The sequence below is a fragment of the Candidatus Methanoperedens sp. BLZ2 genome, assembly GCF_002487355.1.
In the GTDB taxonomy this organism is placed as follows: domain Archaea; phylum Halobacteriota; class Methanosarcinia; order Methanosarcinales; family Methanoperedenaceae; genus Methanoperedens.
Map to the genome: position 1 here is coordinate 1 of NZ_NTMG01000073.1, position 16,215 is coordinate 16,215.

General features: G+C 40.5%; 16 protein-coding genes. 8 read left to right on the forward strand and 8 right to left on the reverse strand.

Annotated features, from left to right (window positions below; all coding sequences use genetic code 11):
- The first annotated feature begins 360 nt into the window (after positions 1-360).
- The 6 genes from aglJ to CL181_RS15555 all read left to right on the forward strand — a co-directional run bounded on the left by aglJ (position 361) and on the right by CL181_RS15555 (position 4,930).
- Entirely contained in the window at positions 361-1,284 is a 924-nt protein-coding gene (gene aglJ, locus CL181_RS15530) for an S-layer glycoprotein N-glycosyltransferase AglJ (protein WP_097300236.1), read from the forward strand.
- Positions 1,281-1,937 (forward strand): NADPH-dependent F420 reductase, encoded by a 657-nt coding sequence (npdG, locus tag CL181_RS15535; protein ID WP_097300237.1) that lies wholly within the window; start codon positions 1,281-1,283, stop codon positions 1,935-1,937. The genes aglJ and npdG overlap by 4 nt, the downstream gene beginning before the upstream one ends.
- Positions 1,934-2,539 carry an endonuclease III domain-containing protein gene (locus CL181_RS15540; protein WP_097300238.1) on the forward strand — a complete coding sequence of 202 codons (606 nt, stop codon included), beginning with the start codon at positions 1,934-1,936 and terminating at the stop codon, positions 2,537-2,539. Before npdG ends, CL181_RS15540 begins: the two co-directional genes overlap by 4 nt.
- Positions 2,526-3,521 (forward strand): radical SAM protein, encoded by a 996-nt coding sequence (locus CL181_RS15545; RefSeq protein WP_097300239.1) that lies wholly within the window; start codon positions 2,526-2,528, stop codon positions 3,519-3,521. The genes CL181_RS15540 and CL181_RS15545 overlap by 14 nt, the downstream gene beginning before the upstream one ends.
- A gap of 114 nt (positions 3,522-3,635) precedes the next feature.
- Positions 3,636-4,508, forward strand: coding sequence for a branched-chain-amino-acid transaminase (gene ilvE / locus CL181_RS15550; RefSeq protein WP_097300271.1), 873 nt, complete (start codon positions 3,636-3,638; stop codon positions 4,506-4,508).
- Positions 4,509-4,522: 14 nt separating this feature from the next.
- A complete protein-coding gene (locus tag CL181_RS15555) occupies positions 4,523-4,930 on the forward strand; it encodes a hypothetical protein (protein WP_097300240.1) in 408 nt (135 codons plus the stop codon).
- A gap of 121 nt (positions 4,931-5,051) precedes the next feature.
- On the opposite strand, the gene CL181_RS15560 is transcribed toward CL181_RS15555, so the two are convergent.
- The 4 genes from CL181_RS15560 to cbiM form a co-directional block, all read right to left on the reverse strand.
- Positions 5,052-5,258, reverse strand: a complete 207-nt coding sequence (locus CL181_RS15560) for a hypothetical protein (protein WP_097300241.1) — start codon at positions 5,256-5,258, stop codon at positions 5,052-5,054.
- Between the two features lie 82 nt (positions 5,259-5,340).
- Positions 5,341-6,150 carry a cobalt ECF transporter T component CbiQ gene (cbiQ, locus tag CL181_RS15565; protein ID WP_097300242.1) on the reverse strand — a complete coding sequence of 270 codons (810 nt, stop codon included), beginning with the start codon at positions 6,148-6,150 and terminating at the stop codon, positions 5,341-5,343.
- A 1-nt stretch (position 6,151) separates the two neighbouring features.
- Positions 6,152-6,976, reverse strand: coding sequence for an ATP-binding cassette domain-containing protein (locus CL181_RS15570; RefSeq protein WP_097300243.1), 825 nt, complete (start codon positions 6,974-6,976; stop codon positions 6,152-6,154).
- A 1-nt stretch (position 6,977) separates the two neighbouring features.
- The gene (cbiM, locus tag CL181_RS15575; protein WP_097300244.1) at positions 6,978-7,913 is read right to left on the reverse strand and encodes a cobalt transporter CbiM; all 936 of its coding nucleotides are present in this window, start codon (positions 7,911-7,913) and stop codon (positions 6,978-6,980) included.
- A 261-nt stretch (positions 7,914-8,174) separates the two neighbouring features.
- Here cbiM and CL181_RS15580 point away from each other — a divergent pair, with 261 nt between their 5' ends.
- A complete protein-coding gene (locus CL181_RS15580; protein ID WP_176505264.1) occupies positions 8,175-9,530 on the forward strand; it encodes an NAD(P)/FAD-dependent oxidoreductase in 1,356 nt (451 codons plus the stop codon).
- A gap of 7 nt (positions 9,531-9,537) precedes the next feature.
- On the opposite strand, the gene CL181_RS15585 is transcribed toward CL181_RS15580, so the two are convergent.
- Together CL181_RS15585 and CL181_RS15590 are read right to left on the reverse strand one after the other, a co-directional pair.
- On the reverse strand, positions 9,538-11,349 hold the full coding sequence (locus CL181_RS15585) for a KamA family radical SAM protein (protein ID WP_097300246.1): 1,812 nt from the start codon (positions 11,347-11,349) through the stop codon (positions 9,538-9,540).
- Positions 11,350-11,491: 142 nt separating this feature from the next.
- A complete protein-coding gene (locus CL181_RS15590; protein WP_097300247.1) occupies positions 11,492-13,651 on the reverse strand; it encodes a PqqD family peptide modification chaperone in 2,160 nt (719 codons plus the stop codon).
- Positions 13,652-13,761: 110 nt separating this feature from the next.
- On the opposite strand from CL181_RS15590, the gene CL181_RS15595 reads away from it, so the two are divergent.
- Entirely contained in the window at positions 13,762-14,070 is a 309-nt protein-coding gene (locus CL181_RS15595; protein ID WP_097300248.1) for a hypothetical protein, read from the forward strand.
- A gap of 81 nt (positions 14,071-14,151) precedes the next feature.
- On the opposite strand, the gene CL181_RS15600 is transcribed toward CL181_RS15595, so the two are convergent.
- Together CL181_RS15600 and mcrA are read right to left on the reverse strand one after the other, a co-directional pair.
- Positions 14,152-14,409 (reverse strand): hypothetical protein, encoded by a 258-nt coding sequence (locus tag CL181_RS15600; protein ID WP_097300249.1) that lies wholly within the window; start codon positions 14,407-14,409, stop codon positions 14,152-14,154.
- Positions 14,410-14,517: 108 nt separating this feature from the next.
- On the reverse strand, positions 14,518-16,206 hold the full coding sequence (gene mcrA, locus CL181_RS15605) for a coenzyme-B sulfoethylthiotransferase subunit alpha (RefSeq protein WP_097300250.1): 1,689 nt from the start codon (positions 16,204-16,206) through the stop codon (positions 14,518-14,520).
- Positions 16,207-16,215 lie beyond the last annotated feature (9 nt).

Genomic DNA, 16,215 nt, shown 5'->3' on the forward strand with positions numbered 1-16,215 from the left:
TTTTTTTTTCCTCCAAATGTTCTGTTTGTTATTCTTTCCTTCTTGTGCTTCGGGGCACGCAACACAGATATGCATCATGATTTTGGGCGCGCAATAATTGAAATTATTTATATAATAATTTAGGCTGTAACCGAGATACCAATATGATTTTCTGAAAGCGTAGTAATAAATCCGCGTTCATCTGCGTTTATCCGAGGTTAAAAAAAGCCGGAATATGCTTTGTCTTGCTGAAACACCGGCGCCTAAAAAAAGTTCATGAGCTTGAAGCCGGACTCATGCGCTCCCAGGCAGACAGCAAGAGGTTGATGGAATCTGGAAATCACTAACAATTAAGTATTAATAAAATTATAAGGACTCTGAATGAATAACGAGGATATCTGTATTTTAATACCCACCCTCAATGAGGGAAAAACAATAGCCGGATTGGTAAGAGAATTCAAATCGATAGGTTATCCCGATATTCTTGTTATTGATGGTCACAGCATGGATGATACAGTATCAAAAGCGCAAAATGCAGGGGCAAGGGTCGTGTTGCAAAGCGGCACTGGAAAAGGACAGGCTATCAGCCAGGCGTTTCATCTGTTATCAAGCAAATATATAGTAATGATAGATGGGGATGGGACATATCTTCCTGAAGAAATAAACAAATTAATTGAACCGGTAATATCAGGACAAGCTGACCATGTTATCGGTAACAGGTTCACGAATTACCAGACAGGCGCATTCACAGGTTTAAATCTCCTTGGAAACAAGATATTAAACAAGATATTCGGTTTTGCTTATGGCGTCTGGTTAAATGACATACTTTCCGGATACAGGGCATTCAATTATAATTCTTACAAACAGATCGAATTGAACCGGACTGGTTTTGAAGTAGAAACAGAAATTACGGTCGAATGCGTCAAAAAAGATCTCAAAATCGTTGAAGTGCCCATAACATACCTTGCAAGAGTAAGCGGTGCAGCTACAAAACTTCGGCCAGTCAGGGATGGCTTGCGGATCGCTTCAACAATATATCTTCTTGCCAGGACACACAACCCCCTTTTCTACTTTAACCTGATAGGGGGGTTTTTAACTCTTCTCGGGGTAATTGTTGGAATATACGTAGTAGATGAATGGATAAAAAACGTGACACATGTTCCACTTACAATTCTTGCCACCCTTCTTATAGTAACCGGAATACTGATGTTCATCTTCGCGATCCTCAGTGACCTGATAGTCTCAATGCACAGGGAAAATATGCATATGATGCGAAAAATCTTGAAGGAAAAGGATAAAACATGAAAATAGCAATACTCGGAGGTACAGGCAGCATCGGGGAAGGATTCGCCCTGCGATGGGCAGGAAAACATGATATACTTGTTTGTTCCCGCGAAATTGATAAAGCTGTCAATGCAGCGGAAGAGTACACAAATATACTTTTATACAGAGGCATGCAGTGCTGCGGCATTACAGGATGCGGAAATGAGAAAGCTATCGGGGAAGCTGATGTGGTTGTGCTTTCCGTACCCTACAAGGGTGTAATTTCCCTTTTAAAAAAACTATTACCTTGTTTTAAAGATCAGATCGTTATCTCACTTGTTGTTCCCATGACGAAGAATGGCCTGTTTAAATATACGCCCCCAGCACAGGGAAGCGCAGCACTTGAGATACAGGAGATTCTTCCTAAAACCGTTAAAGTTGTTTCATCATACCATAATGTTTCAGCGCGAAAACTCGCAAAACTTGAACTAAGTCTTGATTATGATGTTGTAGTCTGCGGGGATGACGAGAATGCAAAGCAAACCGTTATGGAACTTACACGCGAAATAAAATCTCTTCGTCCACTTGATGGCGGTGGTCTTGCATCATCGTATATGATCGAGTCCCTGACGCCATTTTTGATCAATCTCGCTATCCGCAATGGTCTTTCTGACCTTGGCGTTAAGTTCGTATGAAAAAGATTTATGATCTGCTCCGTCGTGAACTTGGTCCCAGGCACTGGTGGCCCGCAGATACAGCTTTTGAGGTTGTTATCGGAGCGGTTCTCACACAGCAGACAAGGTGGGAAAATGTGGAACAGGCAATAAAGAACCTGAAAGACCATAGCCTGCTGGAAGCGGATTTCCTTTCAAAAGTTAAAACGGAAGAACTGGAAGGGCTTATCAGGTGTACGGGATTTTACAGGCAAAAAGCTATGAGATTAAAAAATATTTCGATATTTTTCCATGAAAATCCTGACATTCTTGAAAAACCTGCAGGTGAACTCCGCAATATCCTGCTTTCCCTGGATGGAATAGGAAACGAAACAGCAGACAGTATCGTATTATACGCGGCAGATAAACCAAAATTCGTGATCGATGCCTATACAAAAAGAATATGCAAATGCATCGGGATAGAAGGCGATTACGGAAAACTCCAATCGGTCTTTGAGAGTTCGCTGCCTGTTGATGTTTCCCTGTATAAGGAATTCCATGCCCTCATTGTTGAATATGGAAAACAATTCTGCGGGAAAAAACGATGCTGTGATTGTATACTGGTAGAAAATGGCAAAACGTAACAACATCCTTATCCGCGATATCCCACTTTTCGGGTGCATCGCATTTGGTATCATCGATCGCGGGACGAACGTATTGCAGGTTCGCCCGATAAGTGAATGTCCTATTTCCTGTATTTTTTGCTCAACAGATGCAGGTCCTTATTCACATCAGAGGATATCGGAATATATGGTTGATCTTTCGCAACTGCTTCCGGCTTTTGAATGGGCTGCCTCTTATAAAGAGATCGATGACATTGAAGCTCATATCGATACGGTGGGAGAGCCTGCCATGTACCCGCAGCTTGTTGATCTTGTGCAAAAGCTTTCTGAAAACAAAAATGTCAGGACAATCTCCATGCAGACAAATGGAGTTCTATTGAACACAAAACTCATTGATGAACTGGATAGTGCGGGCCTGTCCAGGATTAATATGTCAATCGAAGCCCTTGACCCGGAACTTGCAAAGAGGATCGCAGGAATTGATTCTTACAATATTGAAAAAGTTCGAAAGACAGCAGAATATATCGCCATGAATACTGATATCGACCTTCTGATCGCCCCGGTGTGGCTTCCAGGCATAAATGATGAAGAGATCCCAAAATTGATCGAATTTGCACTTTCGATCGGTGCAGGTAAAAAATGGCCTGCTCTTGGAATACAGAAATTCCTTTCCCATAAGAACGGAAGGAAACCTGGTGTTAAAGTGATGAGCTGGGAAAAATTCTATTCACAGCTTGAGGAATGGGAAAAGAAATTCCAGACAAAACTTATTCTTTCCCCCCAGGATTTTGGAAGCCATGTTTGCAAAGCGCTTCCCAGGATGTTCAGGAGAAACGAAAAAGTAAAAGTAAAAGTTATAGGGCCGGGCTGGATGAAGGGTGAGAAACTTGCGATTGCAAGGGACAGGGTATTGACGATCGTGAATGCCGGCAATATCCCTGTGGGAAAAGAAATCCGGGTCAGGATCGAAAGAGTGGTGGACGGGATATATATGGCAAGATGAGCATTGCTTCTTATCTGGTATTCAGCTCTGCCAAAAAATCAAAGATATATGATACATGATTCTAGCAATCAAAACGCATATATCCAGGCGTTTCCCTATGTGAAAGGGATTCTCATGGATTTAGTAATTTATTTTAACGGAAAATTTGTGCCAAAACAGGAGGCAAGAACCTCCATATATGATCATGGTTTCTTATATGGGGACGGAGTTTTTGAAGGTATAAGGGCATATAACGGCCGGGTATTCAGGCTGAACGAGCATCTTGACAGGATGTACGATTCTGCAAAAGCGATAGACCTTAAGATCCCCCTGTCAAAAGATGAGATGAAAAAAGCTATCATCGAAACAATGAAGAGAAATAACCTGAAAGATGCTTATATTCGCCCCATAGTGTCACGTGGAGACGGCGACCTTGGTCTTGATCCCAGGAAATGCCCCAAACCCAATATATTCATAATAACACAGGAATGGGGCGCAATGTACGGGGACCTGTATGAAAAAGGACTTACAGCTATTACAGTCGGTGTCAGGAGAAATGCCCCTGAAGCAATGCCCCCGAACATCAAATCATTAAATTACCTGAATAACATCCTTGCAAAGATCGAGGCAAACGCAAAAGGCGGTGACGAGGCGATCATGTTCGATGTACATGGTAATCTTTCTGAAGGTTCGGGAGATAATATTTTTGTGGTAAAGAACGGCGAGGTGATCACACCACCCGCGCTTAATAACCTTCGCGGGATAACAAGGGCCGCTGCAATAGAACTTGCGAGAAAGGAAGGAATAGACGTTGTGGAAACAAATATGGGTTTATTTGATCTTTATACGGCTGATGAGGTTTTCGTTACAGGGACAGCAGCAGAGATAGGTCCTATTACGAAAATAGATGGGCGGTTAATAGCTGATGGAAAGCCGGGCAAGATCACCAAAATGCTCATGTCTGCTTTTAAGGAATTAACTATAATAGAAGGGACTCCTATTATATAGAGAGGTTTTAGAAAGTGACTGAACCAGAAGTTTTAAAAGAAACTGAAATAAATATCAAACTAAAGGCAAAAATGGTATCAGCGGATGATCTGAATTATACTCTTCAGGTATATCCCAATAACATCGATTGGAAATACATTGAATCGGATTCGGAATATAAGATCCACGAATACAGGTTCAAGGCAGAATCCATAAGACAAATAGTCCGCAATGTATTGTTCAAATATAAGGAAATCATGATCGGTTCAATAAAAGTCGGAGCAAAAGATTACCTTTTTGAAGTACAGGTTCCAAAACGGATCGATACTGAAAAACTCAAACAGATGTTTACACAGATAGGTAGTGAATTAAATCGCGAGATCCAGAAAAGCAGGACTGAACTGGCGTCATTTAAGCAATTCCTTGATGAATGTGAATTTTAAGTAAATTAAGTAAAGTTAAAAGAATCTTTGCGCTTTGTACTTTGCAAAAAACTGCAAAGAAAACCATAGCTGCAAAGACTTCTTTTAATTTTATGTTTGTTGGCTAATATTATGGCTGATATTATAATTCCCTGACTACGTGAATATTTGAGAAGGGGATATAATGTTTCTTTCCTGCATGTTCTCCTTCCAGCGGGAAAAATACCAGATATTGTTCATTATGCTTCACTTCAATTACATTCGAGTTTGTGATCCATTTGTCAAATGTCCTGTTCCCATCGTCATCCACATATCTTCTGGATTCTATGATATACTTTCTTTCAGTCATGTTTTTTTATCCTCCGTATATAATAATCGGGTGCTATTGTATTTCAATCTTACGCAAGTATGTCATAGAAGCCAGTACTTTTCTAAAATGCTTGTATATGTGTGACAATTATAACTCCGAATGTAATAGCCAGAACAGCAAAATCTGTGATGTGTAATTTTTTCTTATCCACATATACATGTGCGTCTGCACAGTATCCCCTGCAAAGCATGCTCTGGTATGTTCTCTCACCCTGCTCATAAGAACGAATGAAAAGTGAACTGATGGTATAACCTATTTGTTCAAGTGTCCATTTTCTTGGAACTTTCCTGTTCCATATTTCAAAACAGCGGGTTTTTTGCGCTGTTCTTATCCTCCCCAGCATATTCCAGAAAACAAAGAGGTAGCGAACCATCATTGTAAACAGGAGCGCCATTTCTTTTGGAAGGCCAAGGCGCCTTGCCGATGCCACAAGTTCGCTCATTGAGGTTGTTGAAGAGAGAAGAATTACAGCGCTTATACATACAAAAAATTTTAAAAATATGATCGCGCCATATAACAGGCCTTCATTTGTAACTTCGACCCCCATTGGCAGCCTGTACATAATTGTAAAATCATTCAGGAATGGCTGTTTCAGGAACGGCTGGAGAATCGAGATGCCAAGCCCGAAAGGAAGCGCTATTAAAAATCTTGCAGCAAGATGCGATAATTCAATCTTTGAAAACAGCAAAAGAAGAAGGAGATATGCTTCCAGTATCCCGAGTTTTGTAAAATTAAGAGTTTCCATGCGCGGGAGAGCCACCACATATATAGTAATGGCAAGGGTCATGAGGATCTTTATCCTTCCGTCAATCCCATGTATAGGGGATTTTCTATATGTCTCACGCTCCATTTCCGTGATGGAAACATGCATTTTATTTCACGACCTTTAACAGTTCATCCCTTGCTTCTTCAAGTGTGAATTTCACGCCCACTGGTACTCCTTCTTCCTGGAGCATTTCCATGAGCTGTGCCACCATTGGAAGGCGAAGATGGGTTTTCTTTATAAGTTCAGGGGAGGAGAAAATCTCAAGGGGTGTACCATCTCCTATTATCTTACCTTTTGACATGATGCAAACCCTGTCAGCCAGCATGGGTACTATATCCACTTCATGTGTTGAGACTATGGTTGTTATCCCGAGATACCGGTTCATGCCATTTATAAGCTTGATGAGGCGTATAGCTCCGCCAGGGTCAAGCCCTGCTGTGGGTTCATCAAGAACAAGGACTTCCGGCTGCATTGCAAGGATACCTGCAATCGCTACTTTTTTTTTCTCACCTGTGCTAAGATGATGCGGAGCCCTTTCTTCAAAACCTGTAAGTCGCACGGTTTCAAGCGACTCATGGACACGCTTTTCGATCTCTTCCATACTTAAACCAAGGTTCATGGGGCCAAATGCTACATCCTGTTTCACTGTGGGAGCAAATATCTGGTCATCAGGATCCTGGAAAACAACGCCCACGGTTTTCCTGACTTCGATGATATTCTCATTACTTATGCATTTTCCTTTGATCAGTATCTCGCCGCTTGTGGGTTTAAGTATCCCGTTAAAATGCTTGAAAAGAGTTGATTTCCCCGCGCCGTTTGCTCCTATTATTGCGATCCTTTCACCCGGCCTTGCTGTAAAATTGATTGCATCAAGAGCTGTGATCTTTCCGCGGTACACATGCGTAAGGTTTCGGGCTTCGATAATGTTCATATTATACCTTTTTTATGACCCTTGATATTCCAATCCACATGATCAGTATTGCTGCAAATCCAATTATGATGGCAGCCACTTTTCCTGCGTCTCCCATTCCGGGTATCGCATAACTCGGAAACAGCGGAGTTATTGGAGCTATCATATTATTGATCTCGCTGCTTACGACCAGGCTTGCTGTCTGCTGCAGTCCATCCGGGTCTCCCGATGCAAGGAATGGCGCTGCCGCGGCAAGTCCGAATAATGCGAAAATTCCAACAGCTGCGACCTTTGCCGTGCTTTCTTTCTTATGTGTCCCTTCATTAACGATATCAGGTCTTGCTTTTATTATGGCGCCAAATACTATTACAGTTATGAGACCTTCCCCGATCCCTGCAATCCCCTGGAATGTGCCCATGAGAAGAACGCCCTGTTTGAGCGGAAAAGTGCCAGCCAGCCAGAGTTCAAATGAAAGGGCGATAGCAGGTAACAGCATGCTCAGCCAGCCGCCTGCGAACATTGCCGCAGGACGCTTTACTGACAGTTTGCTCAAACCGATAAATGTATAATATCCAATGAAGCCTCCGATAATTCCCATGTTCAATATGTTCGCCCCCATGACCGTGATCCCTCCGTCCCCGAACAGGGACTGTATGGCAAGCACCATCGTCATCAATAAAACAGCCGCCCAGGGGCTTGCAAATATAATTGCGGTAAGTGCAGCTCCCACTATATGCCAGCTGACACCCGTGAACATAGGTACGGGAATAAGGAGGCTTGCCGCGATGTTAATGGTCTGGAGAACGAAAATACCCGCAGCAAGAACACCAAAAAGCGGTATCATATTCTCGTTCATGTCCTTTCTCGCCCATTTTACTGCTCTTGCAATAAATAATATCGATATTATCCAGTAGATTGCTGCCTGCCCCAGGGGAATAAATGTGTCAGGTATATGCATATTCTATGTCCTCCTCAAATAATATTTAGTAATATTTCATAATTATATACATATATAGTATTACAATTATGAAATTTCGTAACACCGATTGAATAATCGTTATAGTTTTCCGGGTATATTTAGGTTATGGTTTAAGGGTTCTGTCAAATCTTCATTTGCTAAAAGGACTTCACTATTATAAGGATGGCAATCATATATGATTTACTTAATGTTATAATATTAACGACCGACAACTTGACAGCACTAAAAAAAAGAGTTTTTATGGATAAATCAACTAATGATGAAACTAATGATAAAACCCCTCTTGATAAAGCGGATGTAATAATTATAGGCGGGGGCGCATCGGGACTTGGAGCCGGGAAGGAAATAGCAAAAGCAGGGAAAAAAGTCTACGTGCTCGAAGCACGAAACAGGCTTGGGGGCAGGATATATACTTTAACAGTTCCGGGTTTCTCAACACCGTTAGAAGCAGGTGCAGAATTTATCCACGGTGATATGCCTGCAACCCAATCGTTGTTAAAAGAAGGTAGTATCAAGTCCTACCCTATTGCCGGAAAATACTACATGATTAAAAACGGAAAATTCCAGAAATTTGAAAATATCCGGACCACTTTCTCGACACTTCTTTCAAAAGCAGATTCACTTAAACAGGATATGCCTTTCAGTAAATTTTCGGATCAATACCTGAATGAAGAGAAATATAAAACCATAAGGGAAATTGCCAGAGGTTTTGTCGAAGGTTATGATGCGGCCGATATTGAAAGAGCCAGCACGTTTGCTCTGAGAGAAGAATGGAAAGTATTCGGCCAATCGGATCAGTACCGTTTGAAAGGTGGTTACATTAAGCTTATAGACTTTCTTTCAAAGGAAATAATAAAGCATAACGGTGCAATCTTTTTGTCAACTGTTGCAAAAGAAATCCGGTGGAAGCCAGACAACGTTGAAGTTATTAGTGATAATGGTAAAATTTATTCAGCACGCAAAGCGTTGATCACTGTACCGCTTGGAGTTCTTCAATCAAAGCCGGACGATGAAGCCCACCTTCATTTTTCCCCCGGATTGCCTGAAAAACTGGAGGCAGCAAAATCAATCGGGTACGGCACTGCTATAAAAGTATTTCTTGAATTCAAGGATGCTTTCTGGGAATCATCTGAAAATCAAATTCAAATACGTAAGATGCCTGAACTTGGTCTTCTTATTTCCGATACTTTTTTTACCGCCTGCTGGACTCAACTGCCGAATAAGACTCCGCTTCTTACAGGATGGCTTGCAGGTCCGCAAGCGGAGAAAAATAAAAACACATCAGATGAGAACATAATAACTATGGCACTCGATGCTCTGGGTTATATCTTTAATACAAACAGGTCGTTCCTCATAAAGAATTTGCGTGCAGGAAAGGTTGTAAACTGGCAGACTGATCCTTTTTCACTTGGAGCTTATTCTTACGCAACTGTAGAATCAAATGAAGCAAAAAAGGTATTAACCCAACCAGTTGAAGATACATTATTCTTTGCCGGAGAAGCTCTGTCAGAAGGCACTGCTATGGGAACATTGGAAGAAGCACTTGCGAACGGAATAAAAACAGCAAAGGAATTATTGACTCATCTTAAGAGTTGAAAAAATATCAGAAATAATACCATATAGATGAATAATCATCAACATTTTCATTATCATCTTTCAACCTTTTAAGATACTCAAAGATCGAAACATCTGTATAATTATACGGTTCAACAAAGGCGTATTTAGATTCCCATGGATAGAAACGATAAACTCTTCTTCCATCTTCCAGGATCATTATTACCTCATGGTCCTGCCATGAGCGAAGATATGATTTCCCAAGCCTTGGGACATTGAAAACCGGCTCGTCTGTTCGCACCATTCCCGGCAGGAACCTTGCCTCCTCTTCTCTTTCCTGTTCTATCCTTGCAATGGGTACACGATAATCTATCGTTTCATCTTTTCCTTTAGTATTGAAAGTGTAATATGGGTCAATTCCCGACTTTTTTAATACTGTTCTTAAGAAACTCGATTCATATTTTTTGCTATTATAATATGTAAAAACTTGCTGGTTGTACATGTTGATACCGAGTTTCTTGATCTTCTTAATAGCTTCCAGGGTATCAGGGGTAAACTCGGTAGGATGTTCAAAATGTGTTACGATGCATAATTCCCTTGTCCCAAATGTATGGTATTTGTCAAATATCCCAATGAGTTCATCTGTGATCCTTTGCGGCATTGTTACAATGATCCTTGTACCTATCCTGATCCTTTCAATATGGCCGATTCCTGAAATTTTAGACAACAACCAGTTAATAGAGACATCATCAAGCGTTAACGGATCTCCGCCAGTGATCAGTACTTCTTTTATGTTTTTGTTATTAGATATCCAATCCAGAGCATTCTTCATTGATTCCCGTGAGAAAACAGCATCTTTTATATCTGTGATCTCCCAGTTCCTCTGGCAGTATACACATATCTGCGGGCATGAATCAAAAGGTTTGAGAATAAGTATCTGCGGATACCTTCGAGTTATTCCCTTTATAGGACTTGTGGATTTTTCACCCATAAAATCAAGGTTTGTGCCATTATCTTTGCTTAGCATATAATTCCAGCAGTAATTCTCACTTGGAAGGACCTGTGCTCTTATTGCATGGTCATATTTCCCTGAGTTTTCCCTGTCAAAAAGCGAAAGATAATGGGGAGTGATCTGAAAAGGTATGCAGTTTTTTCTTGCACATTCAAGCCCCCTTACCTCATCATCACTTAATCTTACAAGACACAGTAAAGTATCAATATCCGAAATTATATTTTTAATCTGCCAGTTGTAGTTCTGCCAATCCTTGTCAGTGGCATTGAAAAAATCCAGAATGGACTTTTTATTATTCTTTCTTTCTTCTATTAGATATTTATCCATCCCGGTCTTATATCGCAGGAAATAATTTTCCACATTTGATGAATAATCGTCAAGTATTTTCATGCGTTCAAGTGCTGCAGTATGCCCATTCAGGCTTATAAATAATGGAACTTCCTTTTCTGCATACATTCCTGACTCGCAGTTAATACCTTTGAAAAGATTAATAAATTCCAGGAAAAATCCAACATTTAAGCTATCGGATTTTGCTTTTTTCTTTGCAGCCCTGTATAATGAATTCAAAGCGGAATAATTTGTAATGTCCTCGTTTTCTGTTCTGATGACATTTTTAAAAACCCTTATGCACTCCTTTGCATTATTCCTCTCAAGAATATTTTTATCTTTAAAATGTTTATCAGAATAGATGTTGAAAAGATGCCTTTCTAAATCGTTCAGGTGATCAAAAAGACTGTTCCGTGCTTCCTGCAGTTTATTGCTTGATTTGAGAATCTTGAAAATTATAGGGTCGTATTCCCATAATGTTTCTATTAGTTTTGATTTATCATATTCCAGTAATTCTTTCATCTTTTATTGCCTCTTTAAGATGTGCTTTTCATACTACGAAATGCCATCCGGGTTTATAGTAATCCTGAACCGCTGTTTTTTATCCCGGCATTTATTTTCTTTTCTACTTTTTCACTGATATTTTTCCGTGGCCACCAGGGTATCATTTCAGATATACAATATTTTTTTCTATCAATCCATTCAAAAAGCCATTGCATTTGGATTCAGCTTCAGTAAAAGGGATTTGATATTTTTCTTTTATTAAATCAATTATTTCAGATATTGTAGATTTCCCATTGCTCTTATCCAGAATATCCCTGGCAAGATCAGAAATTGTAAAAATCCTGTTATTATCTATATCAAATAAAATATTCACTTTTTCTTTTTGAAGGTTTCCAGGTTTATTTCCTTTTCCTGTAAGGCCGGAATGGATTATCTGTGCCAGGTTAAAATTGAAAGTCCCGATAAAGACCCCTTCATTCAGGACAGGTTGAGAATCAGTTTTTTTTGTAGATTTATTCACGGTCTTTTTCCTGTTCTGTATTGCCCTGATCAATCCGGATAAATCCGCTACTTTGCTATTAGATCCCTTGTAATGGGAAACATACAGGAAAAGATGCTCCCTATCAAGATTGCTCCAGATGGGCAAATCCGGGTATTTATGAGCAAGTTTTGCATAGAATTCCTGGATTACAGCTTCGGTATCCTTTTTCGATAATCCCGCCGAGATATCACAATCATACCATAAAGACAGGTCTAAGGCATCATCTTTGTATATTTTTGAGACATTGAAATTATCAGGATTTTCATATACTTTTGAATGCTTTGTGAGCTGGAAACTCCCGAAAGACATTGAACGAATCTTGCCACTATTATGCAAAATAAAATCCATGGTTTCTCTTGCTTCACTGTGGGTTTCAGTAGGAAAACCGAATATCAGGAAAAGGTGGGCCCAGATGCCAGATTCCTTGCAAAACCTGCAAATTTTTAATACATTCTCTTTTTTGATTCCTTTATCCATGCATTTAAGGACCCTCTCGCTGGCTGATTCCAGACCGAAATAAAGCATCTTACAACCTGCGCGAGAGAGCTTGTTGCCAAGTTCGGGGGAAAAAGAGGATTCAAATCTTGAATCGGCAAGCCAGGAAATATCCAATTTTTCATCGATTATCCTGTCTGATAATGCGCCAATTATTTTTGTGGACAAACCTTCATCCTGGAAAGTGAAAAATTTAGTTTTGTGTTTATTATTCAATGTTTTGATATCGTTAAAAAGAAGGTCAACATCTCTTGGCCTGTATTTACCTGAATAACCAAATCCGTGGTCACAAAAAGTACATCGGTTCCAGTAACATCCTCTTGATGAAAGAACAGGAATGACAGGTTCGGGTGATAAATATTTATCAAGCGGGAGACCATCAAAGCATGGGGTTGGCAATAAATTGATATCTTCCCCGCTGGAACTGAGACTGTTTACTATGATCTCCGGGCCTTTTTTATAAATTAAATTGGGAATATCCCTGATATCAAATCCATTGTCCAGATGTTTGATTAAATCTAAAAGGGCAGTCTCTCCTTCGTGAACTATCACGCTGTCAAACACTGAAAAGAGATCTTTTGTTTTGCTTATTTCATTTATAAGACGCGTGAAAACACTGCCACCAATATTGATATGTATTTTCGGATCGGCTTTTTTAACAACATTTGCAAGTGTTAATCCCGGTATTAACTGGCTTATATTTATTATTGAAATACCTATTAGTCCCGGGTTTCCTTCAAGTACTTCCGGAAGCGTGTATTTTTCAAAATACTCAATAAAAATATTTTCTTTCCTGTCATTTATAGCCTGAAGAACATCCGAACTTTTTCGGCATGAATGCCGCATATCATATGAATGAAATGTAAGGTTTGAAGGATAATAAGCAGATGATGCAAGTTTAAGGCCAAGTTCAAGGATCTTAAAAGCATTGAATAGTTTTTCTATATCATAGAAGTCTTCTTTGCTTTTTATGATGTTTTTAGCATCCTCAACACCATTAATAACGTAATCCCCGAAAAGTATAGAACTACTCAAAGCTGTATATTGTTTCTGGAATTCAGGAGATAATTCTTTTTTTAATTCAAGTTCATGGAATTTTGTTTGCGCTTTATTATAGTAAACCTGAAGCCCTTTTTTACTTAAAAGATGATCATAAAACGAAGCATTGATATCAATCTGGAAAACATTGCAGTTATTGGCTTTTAAGAAAGCGGTTAATGAAGGGAGGCTCAAATAAGGCTGTGTTGGTATCCATTGAGGTGGGAAGAGTAGTTTTGTAAGCATGATAATATGTGAGGTGAATAGGAATAATTAGGATAAAACTGTTTCGTCGTCATATTATTCACCACAAACTTTATTTGATTTGATAATGATTTGATGTCAAGTGATCCAAAATGAATGATAATGATACTAAAAATATTGGTGATGAATTTGTTGAGGAAGATGAGAATTCAAAAACTGAAGACGAGAAAGCATTAGAAGGATTATATGATCTGGTTTTACCACCTGGAGTTCCCTATAAACTCATCATGGAAGTAATGGATACATTCAATCTGGAAGTTACTACCCGCAAATGTGCGGTAAAAACTATAGACGTAGAGGATGATAATCTTCTTACATTAAGAGGAGATCTCGATTCAGTAAATAATGCACATGATTATATATTTAAAAAAATGAGTGAAAAGTATAATTATAAGAAATAATTTTTTTTATTGATTTTAAAAAAATCGCAATTATTTATTTGATAAAGATCAGGGGGATTAAACCCCTATCCCTTTATAATCCTAAAACAGGCGCTCTCTACCAAGTGGTCTTGTGTATCCTGTTCCGCCGCAATTTGTGCATGGTATTCCCTGCATCAAATAACCTCTTCCCTTGCACCACTGGCATTTTCGGGATGAGTCTACAACTTCTACTTCTCCTTTTCCGCCGCAAACAATACATGTCTCGCCTTGATGTTTTCCAGTCCCGTCACAATACATGCATTTCACTATGCCTGGTACTTTGGGCGTTCTTTTTATTTCTCCTTTTGCTTCTGCCATTTTAAATCACATCACCATAAATCTCAAACTATGTTATAAATATTTCCTTTTAATCGTCGCATCCCAAAAAAAATAGAGAAAGTAGGCATTTAGCCTACTTAACAATGTTTACTTTGCTGGGATAACGAATGCTCTCTCACCGGCGCAGCGGTCCCATTCTCTGAGTGCTGCTTTGCCGAATGCGCCCCTTGGATCTGCGAAGTCAAAGTTGATCAATTCATCTGCGAAGCAGACTTTGACCAATGGATTGACGCAGAAGGCATCCTTGCCTGCGTGAGCTGCTGCTACTACTGAGGTGTATCCACCCTGGTGACCTACGTTCATTGCGTAGTTGGGGTAGTTTGCGCCTCTGCATTCGCCTATGCAGCCTTCATCTGAGGCAATTGAGAACACGTTGGTTGCACCGCACTGATCCTGCAGGTCATACCCGAAGAATCCAAGTCTGCCGTGTGCCTCTTTGTGGAGGTACATGGACAGATACCATGCGGAGAGACCGGCCTGGCTGTGGCCTGTTGCCAGAGCTGTTGCGCCGCCTGCTGCTATTGAACAGACTGTTGCGCGCTGTGAACCGCCGAAGTGGTCTTCCAGTGTGGTCGGATATTTCTCATATGCTTCAAGACTGTACAGTGTTGATTCTGTAGCAATGTCTTTTACGGTGTCGATTGTGGCTTTTGCCTTTCCGCGACCGCCGTATTTCTTTGATGCATATTCGTCTGCCCAGTACAGGAAGTCATCGACGATATCATTGGTGTATGCTGGTGTTGCATACATTGTGAATCCGACGCCGCCTGACATGTAGCCACCGAGCCAGATCTGGTCATATAACATTGTGGCTGCGCTTGCAGTCTGCAATATTACATTGACTGGATCTTCTGGACCCTTTCTGTTGGTCTGGCAGATATCTGCCATATGACCGAAGGATAATCCTCCTGGCTCATTTGGACCTCTTGCTCTGCGTGCCGGGATCATGTCACCCATTTCGACAAGTCCTGCGTGTTTGGCTGTGAATGCAAGTTCTCCGACTGCTGCTTCACCGGCGCACATATGGTATGCGCTGATAAAGGTCATACCGACCTGCATTGCCATCCAGCGGCTTGTTCCTGGTCCATCTTCAGTTCTTGTGACGATGGTTGGGATGTGTACTGCCTGCCAGGAGGTCTTGCCTACTGCTGCCTTGATCTGTTTTGCCTGGTTTGCCGGGAATTCGTTGTCAATGTTGATAACGAACTGCTTATCTACTTCATCCTGAAGGGTTTCATCACCTGTGAATATTTTCACATAGCAGTCATCTACTAATGCCGGGTGTGTTTCAACCATGTGTTCCTGGACGATTGCTGCGCCAGGCATTGCGTGGTTCAAAACTTCAAGGTAGTAGTTGATTGTCTCAGGTGTAACTTCCTTGCCTAATCTCTTCTCAAGAACTTCATGTGCAAGGTCAAGACCTACAACGCATGATCTTCTGATGTCGTCCCATTCCTGCTGCATTGCTGCATTGTTGACGAAGTGAAGGTCGTCACCATCGCATACGATATCTGTTCCAGATATTGTGTATGGGGTCAACTGTCTCTGACCCATGGGGATACCTGCTAAGTGCAACTTGGGGTCATAAGCCTGCAATCCTCTCTTCTTGGTGATTGCTGCTCCGCACTTTGCCATCTCAACTTTTCTTGGATTCTGCTGGTAACCAAGTCTAAGGTATTTGGCTTTCTTATCGGTGATTTTGCCACCTTTATTCTTATTTGATCCCCATTCCTTAGTATATTTTGTCTCCATTGCTTTTTGGAATCTTACTGCCATTTAAGTCAC

What these genes read in the sequence shown, in the direction of transcription:
- aglJ (WP_097300236.1), top strand. Translation starts at nt 361, where the DNA reads ATGAATAACGAGGATATCTGTATTTTAATACCCACCCTCAATGAGGGA.
- npdG (WP_097300237.1), top strand. Translation starts at nt 1,281, where the DNA reads ATGAAAATAGCAATACTCGGAGGTACAGGCAGCATCGGGGAAGGATTC.
- CL181_RS15540 (WP_097300238.1), top strand. Translation starts at nt 1,934, where the DNA reads ATGAAAAAGATTTATGATCTGCTCCGTCGTGAACTTGGTCCCAGGCAC.
- CL181_RS15545 (WP_097300239.1), top strand. Translation starts at nt 2,526, where the DNA reads ATGGCAAAACGTAACAACATCCTTATCCGCGATATCCCACTTTTCGGG.
- ilvE (WP_097300271.1), top strand. Translation starts at nt 3,636, where the DNA reads ATGGATTTAGTAATTTATTTTAACGGAAAATTTGTGCCAAAACAGGAG.
- CL181_RS15560 (WP_097300241.1), bottom strand. Translation starts at nt 5,258, where the DNA reads ATGACTGAAAGAAAGTATATCATAGAATCCAGAAGATATGTGGATGAC.
- cbiQ (WP_097300242.1), bottom strand. Translation starts at nt 6,150, where the DNA reads ATGCATGTTTCCATCACGGAAATGGAGCGTGAGACATATAGAAAATCC.
- CL181_RS15570 (WP_097300243.1), bottom strand. Translation starts at nt 6,976, where the DNA reads ATGAACATTATCGAAGCCCGAAACCTTACGCATGTGTACCGCGGAAAG.
- cbiM (WP_097300244.1), bottom strand. Translation starts at nt 7,913, where the DNA reads ATGCATATACCTGACACATTTATTCCCCTGGGGCAGGCAGCAATCTAC.
- CL181_RS15580 (WP_176505264.1), top strand. Translation starts at nt 8,175, where the DNA reads ATGGATAAATCAACTAATGATGAAACTAATGATAAAACCCCTCTTGAT.
- CL181_RS15585 (WP_097300246.1), bottom strand. Translation starts at nt 11,349, where the DNA reads ATGAAAGAATTACTGGAATATGATAAATCAAAACTAATAGAAACATTA.
- CL181_RS15590 (WP_097300247.1), bottom strand. Translation starts at nt 13,651, where the DNA reads ATGCTTACAAAACTACTCTTCCCACCTCAATGGATACCAACACAGCCT.
- CL181_RS15595 (WP_097300248.1), top strand. Translation starts at nt 13,762, where the DNA reads ATGAATGATAATGATACTAAAAATATTGGTGATGAATTTGTTGAGGAA.
- CL181_RS15600 (WP_097300249.1), bottom strand. Translation starts at nt 14,409, where the DNA reads ATGGCAGAAGCAAAAGGAGAAATAAAAAGAACGCCCAAAGTACCAGGC.
- mcrA (WP_097300250.1), bottom strand. Translation starts at nt 16,206, where the DNA reads ATGGCAGTAAGATTCCAAAAAGCAATGGAGACAAAATATACTAAGGAA.